The sequence below is a fragment of the Colwellia sp. NW0002-52-1 genome (genome assembly GCF_057550865.1).
Genome location: NZ_BAAJLU010000040.1, coordinates 1 through 8,645, shown reverse-complemented (window position 1 = coordinate 8,645; position 8,645 = coordinate 1). Strand labels below are relative to the sequence as shown.

The following is an 8,645-nucleotide window of genomic DNA, read 5'->3' as shown; positions in this document are numbered from 1 at the left end:
TAAGCCGCGACGCTCAAGTAATGGTTCTACTTTCGGGTCTTGACCTCTAAAACGACGGTACATAACTGTTGGGTCGTCTGTTCCGCCACTTTCTAATACATGCTTGCGGTATAGCTCAGCCGTTTTTTGATCAAATATGCCATTTTCTTTAAAGGCTAACCAAGTGTCAGCATCATAAATATTTGACCAAATATAGCCGTAATAACCAGCTGAATATCCACCAGCAAATATATGAGAGTAGTAGCCCGTTTTGTATCTAGGGGCAATTTGTTCAATCAAGCCTATCTCTTTTAATACATTTTCTTCAAAAGCGTTAGCATCTTGAAGTTCAGCTGTTTCTAATGAATGCCAGCTCATATCAAGTAATGCGGCCGCTAAATATTCAGTAGTGCCAAAACCTTGGTTGAACTTGCCAGAGGCTTGAATTTTTTCAACGAGTGCTTGTGGAATAACCTCACCTGTTTGATAGTGCTTAGCAAAGTTTGCTAATACTTCTGGTTCAGTCATCCAGTTTTCCATCACTTGAGAAGGGTACTCAACATAATCTCTTGGTAATGCTGTGCCTGTTTGTGAACGGTAGTAGCCGTCTGACAATAAGCCTTGAATCGCATGGCCAAATTCATGGAATAAGGTAGAGGCTTGATCAAAGGTCAATAGCGTTGGTTTGTCACCAACAGGGCGAGGGTAGTTTAATACATTATAGATAATAGGCGTTACATCTTCACCATTCATACGATATTGCTTACGGAAGCTACTCATCCAAGCGCCACCACGTTTGCTTTCACGAACATAATAATCGGTCATGAATACACCAATGTAACTTTCGTCACGGTCGTATACTTCAAACGTACGTACTTCTGGGTGATATTTAGGTAAGTCGTCACGCTCTTTGAAAGTAACACCCCAAAGTTTTTCAGCGGTGAAGAAAACACCTTGTAATGTTGCTTCTAGTGAAAAGTAAGGTTTGGTTTCTGAGGCGTCAATATCGTAGCGTTGCTTACGAATTTTTTCAGCGTAATACCACCAATCCCAAGCCGCTACTTTGAAGTTGCCGCCTTGTGCATCAATCATTTTTTGAATATCAGCAGTTTCTTCTTTCGCACGCTCTAGCGCGGCAGGCCAAACTTTATTTAATAATCCAAAAACATTTTCAGGGGTTTTTGCTGTGGCATTTTCAAGCACGAAGTGTGCATGAGTTTTATAGCCTAACAACTGTGCCTTTTGAAAACGCAAGCTTGCCATTTCACTCGCAATAGCTTGGTTGTTATTAGCATTATCGTTATTACCACGCATGGTATAACCTTTGTAGATAGTTTCGCGCAGTTTACGATTGTTTGAATAAGTTAAAAATGGATTTTTACTTGGGCGATGCGTTGTGAATACCCATTTACCTTCATGTCCGCGTGCTGTTGCTGTTTCGCTTGCAGCAGCAATAATATCCTCAGGTAAACCATCTAAATCAGCTTTATTGTCAATCACCATTTCAAAGCCGTTAGTTTCAGCGAGCAAGTTTTCACCAAACTTTAAGCTTAAACCACTCAGCTTTTCATTTAACTCACGTAGTTTTAGCTTGTCAGCATCGTTTAGGTTAGCACCACCACGAACAAAGTTCTTATAGGTTTTTTCTAGCAGAAGCTTTTGGTCTGTGCGTAAATTGAATTTTTCTTGGTTGTCATAAACGTCTTTAACGCGCATAAATAAAGCATCGTTAAGTGCAATGTCATCGCCTAAAGCAGAAAGTTTTGGTGATATCTCTTTTGCAATGGCACGCATTTCATCGTCTGACATTGAGCCGATTAAACCGTAGAAAGTGTTACTGACTTTAGTTAGAAAATCGCCAGATTTTTCCATTGCTACAATAGTGTTTTCAAAAGTCGGACGAGATTTAGCTCTTGTTATAGCATTTATTTCTAGCTTATTTTGCTCAATACCATGATAAAAAGCAGGTAAGTAGTGACTCTTTTTAATTTCATCAAAAGGAGGAATACCGTGAGGTGTATCATATTCAGAAAAAAATGGATTACTGGCTGTAACGTCTGCTTGTTCTACTTTTACAACGTTAGATGTTGCTACATTTTGTTGGCAACCAGCTAAAGCAATGGCAATTGCTAGTGGTGCTAAATAACGAATCTTCATTAAATGACCTTTATTAGTTTATGCCCAAGGGCTGATAAGGTTTATTCAAGGCGATATATCACCATGAAGTTGCATTGATTCTATGTTGCACAAGCCCTAGGTACAAGTGCATGAGTTAAAAATTCGGTGAGTGGTTCAGAATTGGCGTTAAAACCCTGCGATAAAAAGAATATATGTGTTTTCAAACGTCATTAAATTGTTCGCGTGATTTGAAGTGATTAAAATTTACTCGACAAAGCGCTGATTAGTTTGTAATGTTAATTACGATAGGTTTCGTAATTAAGTGAGAGATAAGTAAGAGAAAGCATATAAGATACTATATTTTTCATAAGGAATGTTTAATGGCATATAGCAGATGGTTTTTTATTTTCACTCTCATTTTATGTATAGGCTGTTCTAGCGTAAAAGGTAATAGGGGACAGCAAGTAAGTGTTAGCTTAAATAGTGCTTTATTCTCGTCAAATAATAAGGTGATTTCCGAAGATTCTCTCTATGCACTTAGCGAGCAACAGCAACAATTGTTTTTAACATTCTATCAGCAAAAAATTGCCCAAGGTTATTTGCCACATGAAGGCGTGAAGCTGTTCTTAGAAAGTAGCTTAGATCAATTTACTTATTACGGACAAACCTATACCGCCAGTGAAGCTATGTTAAATAGTAGCGGTAATTGTATGAGTTTAGCTATTTTAACCACAGCATTTTCGCGATTGGTAGGGGTTGAAATGGACTATCGGAAAATGAACTCACTGCCTATTTACGAAAAGCACGGTAATGTGTTGTTGTCTTCAAGCCATGTTCAATCTTTGCTATACGATCCTAGCTTTATTGCTGAAGAAAACACTTATTACATTTATCGTCCTGCTATTATCATCGACTATTTTCCACAAGATAGTAATATTCGTTCAAAAACGGTTAATCCAAATGAATTTTTAGCAATGTATTATGTCAATAAAGCGGCTGAACTCTATATCAAAGAAGAGTTTGATAACGCATTTGCATATGCAAAACAGGCTTATAATCTGGATATAAACAATGTCTCATCGCTAAACTTACTTGCTTTGCTGCATAAGAAAAAAGGCGATATAAAAAGCGCAGAACGTTTGTACGTAGCCGCGATGGCCAGTAATGATGTTAATATTAGTGTACTCGATAATTATGTTACTTTATTGAAACAGCAGGGTAGATTAAGGGATGCTAAAAAGGTTAAATCTCAAATAGAAAACATTTACGATCCCAACCCGTATCATTGGTTAGAAAAAGCTCAGTTAGCAAGCTATAACAAAGAGTATAGCGATGCAGAGCGTTATTATCGTAAAGTGATTAAGTTAGCACCATATGTTAAGCAAGCTTATTTAGAGCTGCACGAAATTTATCTTGTACAGGGTAAAGTACAATATGCTATTTCAATTTTAGAAGCATCTCTTCCTTGGGTACATGAGCCGAAACAAAAACAAAAATATAAAAAACAGTTATATCAACTCAGTGCAGCTATTTAATTTATGTTATGGCTAGCTGCCTAGTCTTTCTTTGGATGAATATCTACTGTTGTAACTATTATCTACTTATCAAGAACTTTGATTATCTCTTTAACCGCTAACTCAAGACGTGGGTCGGTGGTATCAGAGCTGGTATATTTGAATATTACCTGGTTATTTTTATTGATAAAGTAGGTCGTTGGTGTACCTCTTACGCCATAACGCATTGCAACTTCATCACCATTTACTGCTGTAGGGAAGGTATAACCCCTAGCAGCTAATTCATCCTGGGGAAGCGTACCCTCGTCTTCATTAAAGCTTATAGCGACTAGCTCCACACCTTGCGCCTGATACTTCTTTGCAAGCTCAACTAACTTCGGTTGCAACACTTTACAGTAAGGGCACCAAGTTGCCCAAAAATGAAGTATTGTTGCTTTGCCTGCAAATTGTGTAGACGAAATGGCCTCGCCAGATTGAGTACTAAGCTGCCAGCTTGGAGCTTGTGGCGCAATAGCTGCATCGCTTGCGTTGGCATTAACAGACAGTAAAGTAAGGGCGATAAACGCGCTAGAGAGTAGTTTCTTGTATAACGTTTTTAGATAAATCAATTGAGTTACTCAGTGAATAAATGATTACTTATCTAAATTGACCTTACAAACTCGATTCTGGTTTCAAATAAATTATTTTATTTTAACGTTTGGCCAGTTAAATAGAGCTAAAATAGGGTCTAAATTAAACTTAGTGTTAGCCAAATTTGACTTAAGCTTCAGGCGCTATTCGATATTAACTTAATGTTAGTATCATGAAGCTACTATCATAAAATTACTTATCTAAGCTTTATACTAACGTTGTTCAGCCAATATCATATCTGCTGCTTTCGCTGCAATCATCATGGTAGGTGCGTTGGTATTGCCGCTAATAAGTGTTGGCATTATTGATGCATCTACAACGCGTAATTGTTTGATGCCTCTAACTTTTAATTGCTCGTCTACTACTGACAACTCATCTTGTCCCATTTTACAGGTGCCCACTGGGTGGTAAATAGTATTACACTTTTCTTTAAGAAACTGAGTGATCTCTTGATCCGAATTACAGCCTTCATGAGGAAAAATATGATTTATATGGGAAGATGATAACGGTGGAGTAGATAATATTTCTCTCGCGATTTTAACGCCTTTAATCATGGTATCAATATCGTCTTGATGATCTAGCATATTGAGATCAATACGCGGATGTTGCGTTATTTTATTGCCATTAAGGGTTATTGCCCCCCGACTTTTAGGTCTGAGTAAGCAAACATGTAATGAGACGCCATAAGTAAAAAGTAACTTATGGTTTCTGCCATGATCGTCCATTGCCGCAGGTACAAAGTGCAACTGTAAATCAGGCTCAGCTAACGTTGGCTCTGATTTGATAAAACCACCGGTTTCGGCAATAACCGTCGTTAATAAACCTTTACGTTGGCTAATAAACTTCCATGCTTCTTTTGCTCCCCACCACAGAGCTTTGGGTCGGTATGCTAAAAGCTCTGTTCTTTTATGTTTGGCAACATTAAGCACATCAACATGATCTTGTAGGTTTTTACCAACCCCTTCTAGTTGATGCACTAGTTCAATATTATGTTTCGCTAATTCAGCTTTTGGCCCAATACCAGAAAGCATCAATATTTGAGGAGAGTTTATGGCACCAGCACTTACAATAACTTCACGGTTGGCGAGTAATTGCTTAACCTTACCTTGGTGCTTGTAAATAACACCTGTAGCAGTGCCATCTTCAACTAGCACCTTTTCAACTTGTGTTTGAGTAATTACGGTTAGGTTACTTCGGTGTAAATTAGGTGTTAGAAAGGCTTTTGCGGCACTATGCCTTAACCCCTCTTTTTGAGTAACTTGGTAATAACCAACACCTTCTTGAGAGCAACCATTAAAATCATTATTTTCAGGGTAACCTGCTGCAACAGCCGATTGAATAAAGTCTTCATTAACTGCCGGTTTAGATACAGAGTCAGCCACATTTAAAGCGCCGTTAACACCATGAAACTTGTCTGCACCACGCTCTTGATGTTCAAGTGCTTTAAAGTAAGGCAAAACATCATTAAAACTCCAACCGGCATTGCCTAGGTTTTGCCAGTGATCATAATCTTGTTGTTGCCCTCTGACATAAAGCATGGCATTTATTGAACTGCTACCGCCTAAGGTTTTTCCGCGCGGTGTAAAAACTTTTCTGTTATTGAGGTTTTTTTCTTGATGAGAGTTAAATTGCCAATTTAAGGTGTGACTTTGTAGCAGGGCGATAATGCCAATAGGTAAGTGAATTAACCAATTTTTATCAGCTTTACCTGCTTCTAATAAGCAAACAGTGTGCTCGCCATTGGCAGATAATTTATCAGCTAACACACAGCCAGCAGAGCCACCGCCGATTATTATAAAATCAAATGCTTCCATTCTCTCACCTATATCGGCTTACGCTCATTAGTTATTGTTATTGTTATTGTTATTGTTATTGTTATTGTTATTGTTATTGTTATTGTTATTGTTATTGTTGTAAATATTAATTAATTGAATTAACTCGCTTAAGCTCAGTAATAAATTGTTCACATTCGCAAAAAATAAAAAACATGGAATGGCTATGCTTAATATCTTATGTTTACTTTTACTCGATATTGAGGCTCTTAGTTTACGAAGTTATTCGTTTCAATTGTTATAACACATCGGATCACTATGATATAAAATAATTATTTATTCAAGTCGCATGAAAATAGATAAAAAAAGCTGAACATAAGTTCAGCTTTTATAAAACGACATGATTTTTATTTCATACCTATTTCAATTTTATTTTAAACCGAGTACTTTTTTACCTTGTTTAAAGGTTATATCAACAGGGATTTTTGCTGCTTCTAAACTGGCTAAGTCTGTTGCTAAATCGGCATTGATTATGCCACTCTTCGCAACTAATTTATCAACACCTTCATAATCGCCGTTGCCTTGTAGCATTAAAATTAATTCAGATAATGAATCAATTGCAGCGCTCATTTTTTCAACATTTATACGATATAAGCCTTGTTCATTACGTGTAAATGCTTCATGTTCAGCAAAGTAGTTAAATCGCACCATATTGGCTTTACCATGAGCTGAACTTGCGCCAAATCTTACTGAGCGAAATATACCGGCTAAAAACGTGGTGTAGTAATCATCTAAAGTGCCTTCAGTGATGACATTTTTAGCGAGTAGTTGACGTATCATGTAAAGGCCTAAAATATCGGCTTTACCTTCTTCAAGAGCTGAAGCATGTTCTTTTAAAGACTGGCGAACCGTGCCTTTATCATTAATGGTATTTTTAATACCTAAACCATGTGCTACTTCATGAAACATAGTGTTGGCAAAAAATGCTGTGAAAGTAACATTTTTACGTTGCTCTGGTACAATCAATGTTTCGGCTATCGGCGCCATAATCGCGTCAAACTTTGCTCGCATAGCATTTTTTAATTGCAAACGACGCGTGCCTTTTTCTAACTGAACTTGTTCATCATTTGGCAAATTAATGGCGATGGTTTTACCACCCGCATTTGAGTGACCCGCATAATAAATAACGTCATAAGCATTTAAATCTGCATCTGAACCCGGTACTTCAGCCTTATACTTTTTGCTTACAGGTAAATCTCGTTGTAATTCAGGCAAGAACTCAGCGTATTTTGCCAGTTTTTCACTCCATGACATATCTTTGATCAGTACGTAAGATTCAAACGCTGCACGATAACCAAAAAGCTGATCTTCATAAGTTTCAATTGGACCTATTACTATATCAATAGGGTTAGTTTTCATATCCATCCATGCAAAGTCTGACACTTGAAAATCGTCATTTCGAATCGCTTTAGCGCGCATGTTTAGGTAATTAGCAAACTCTTTGTTATCGGCGAAAGTTGCGGCTTTCTCTAGAATAACGGCAATGCGATTAATTTCATCACTGTAAGCTTCTGAAAAAGCAATGCTACTGAGTTCACCATTGGTATTTCTTAACACTAAAGAATATAAACCGTTTTTATCTTCAAAGGTGGCTTTCTCAAATTCAGCCTTGGTCATATCACTAGGATAAAACTCAGCGCCGGGGCTTTTAGCAGGTGTGTTAGTCAAAAAAGCTTGGTCGCCATTGAGTCGATCCCAAGGGCCATAATTAATACGCGCAAACTCTCTCACTTTTTCATCACTTATTGAGGCTAAAAAGCTTTCTTTATCTTGTCCGAAAGCTTGTTGCCAAAATAAGCCATCGATAATGTCTGAGGCTTCAATGAGTAACGACAGCATTTTTTTCTGATTACTTGATAAATGCGATAGATCGGCTGTTAAGGTGACGGTTTTATATATATCTAAGCGATCTTGATATTGAGGTAAAAGGTTAATCGTTGTCGATGTTGTTGTTTCTGTATTGCTACCACCACAGGCGGTTATTGTACCAGCGATGAGTAGCATTGAAGCTATTTTTGAAAGTTTCATGTAGGATTCTCTTTATAAATACCGGCTAGAGATTAACAAAATCTTTGATAAGCGCAAGTTTCACGGGAAATAAAATATTATGTTTGAGGATTTTCAGATATAAAAAAACCGGCATAAGCCGGTTTTTTAATTCTTTACAAAAATTAAAGCGCTTTTATAGCAGCGTTTAAACGGCTCTTGCTACGAGCGGCTTTATTTTTGTGAATAAGACCTTTGCTTGCATAACGATCTAAAATCGGTGCAGCAGCAGCAAATTCTGTAGATGCTTTTTCTTTGTCACCGGCTTCGATAGCAGAAATTACTTTTTTAAGTAAAGTACGCATCATTGAGCGACGGCTTGCATTGTGTTGACGGCGCTTTTCAGATTGTAATGCGCGCTTCTTAGCAGACTTTGAGTTAGCCAAGGTGAACTCCTAAAATTGAATAAATATTGCCTAAATTTAAGGCGACGAAATATGCCTGTTTTTAACTGGTTTGTCAAATAATTTACTGCTTTAATTTGACCGTTCGGATAATTACCCGTTTGTATAAATAAAACCAATGG

The 8,645-nt window shown here is 37.4% G+C and carries 6 protein-coding genes; 1 reads left to right on the top strand and 5 read right to left on the bottom strand.

The annotated features are described in order from the left end of the window. A partial coding sequence (locus tag AC27H3_RS17965; RefSeq protein ID WP_487108094.1) for a M3 family metallopeptidase occupies positions 1-2,136 on the bottom strand: 2,136 nt, incomplete at its 3' end. Between the two features lie 341 nt (positions 2,137-2,477). Between AC27H3_RS17965 and AC27H3_RS17960 the strand changes: the two genes are divergently transcribed. Then, complete coding sequence (locus tag AC27H3_RS17960; RefSeq protein WP_487108093.1) at positions 2,478-3,632, top strand: tetratricopeptide repeat protein; 1,155 nt, start codon at positions 2,478-2,480, stop codon at positions 3,630-3,632. Between the two features lie 62 nt (positions 3,633-3,694). Here AC27H3_RS17960 and AC27H3_RS17955 read toward each other — a convergent pair whose 3' ends face one another. From AC27H3_RS17955 to rpsT, 4 genes are all read right to left on the bottom strand, one after another. Next, positions 3,695-4,219 carry a TlpA family protein disulfide reductase gene (locus AC27H3_RS17955; RefSeq protein ID WP_487108092.1) on the bottom strand — a complete coding sequence of 175 codons (525 nt, stop codon included), beginning with the start codon at positions 4,217-4,219 and terminating at the stop codon, positions 3,695-3,697. A 234-nt stretch (positions 4,220-4,453) separates the two neighbouring features. Then, positions 4,454-6,055 (bottom strand): GMC family oxidoreductase, encoded by a 1,602-nt coding sequence (locus tag AC27H3_RS17950; protein ID WP_487108091.1) that lies wholly within the window; start codon positions 6,053-6,055, stop codon positions 4,454-4,456. Between the two features lie 387 nt (positions 6,056-6,442). After that, positions 6,443-8,101 carry a dipeptidyl-peptidase 3 family protein gene (locus AC27H3_RS17945; RefSeq protein WP_487108090.1) on the bottom strand — a complete coding sequence of 553 codons (1,659 nt, stop codon included), beginning with the start codon at positions 8,099-8,101 and terminating at the stop codon, positions 6,443-6,445. Positions 8,102-8,244: 143 nt separating this feature from the next. Continuing rightward, positions 8,245-8,505, bottom strand: a complete 261-nt coding sequence (gene rpsT, locus AC27H3_RS17940) for a 30S ribosomal protein S20 (RefSeq protein ID WP_077287120.1) — start codon at positions 8,503-8,505, stop codon at positions 8,245-8,247. Positions 8,506-8,645 lie beyond the last annotated feature (140 nt).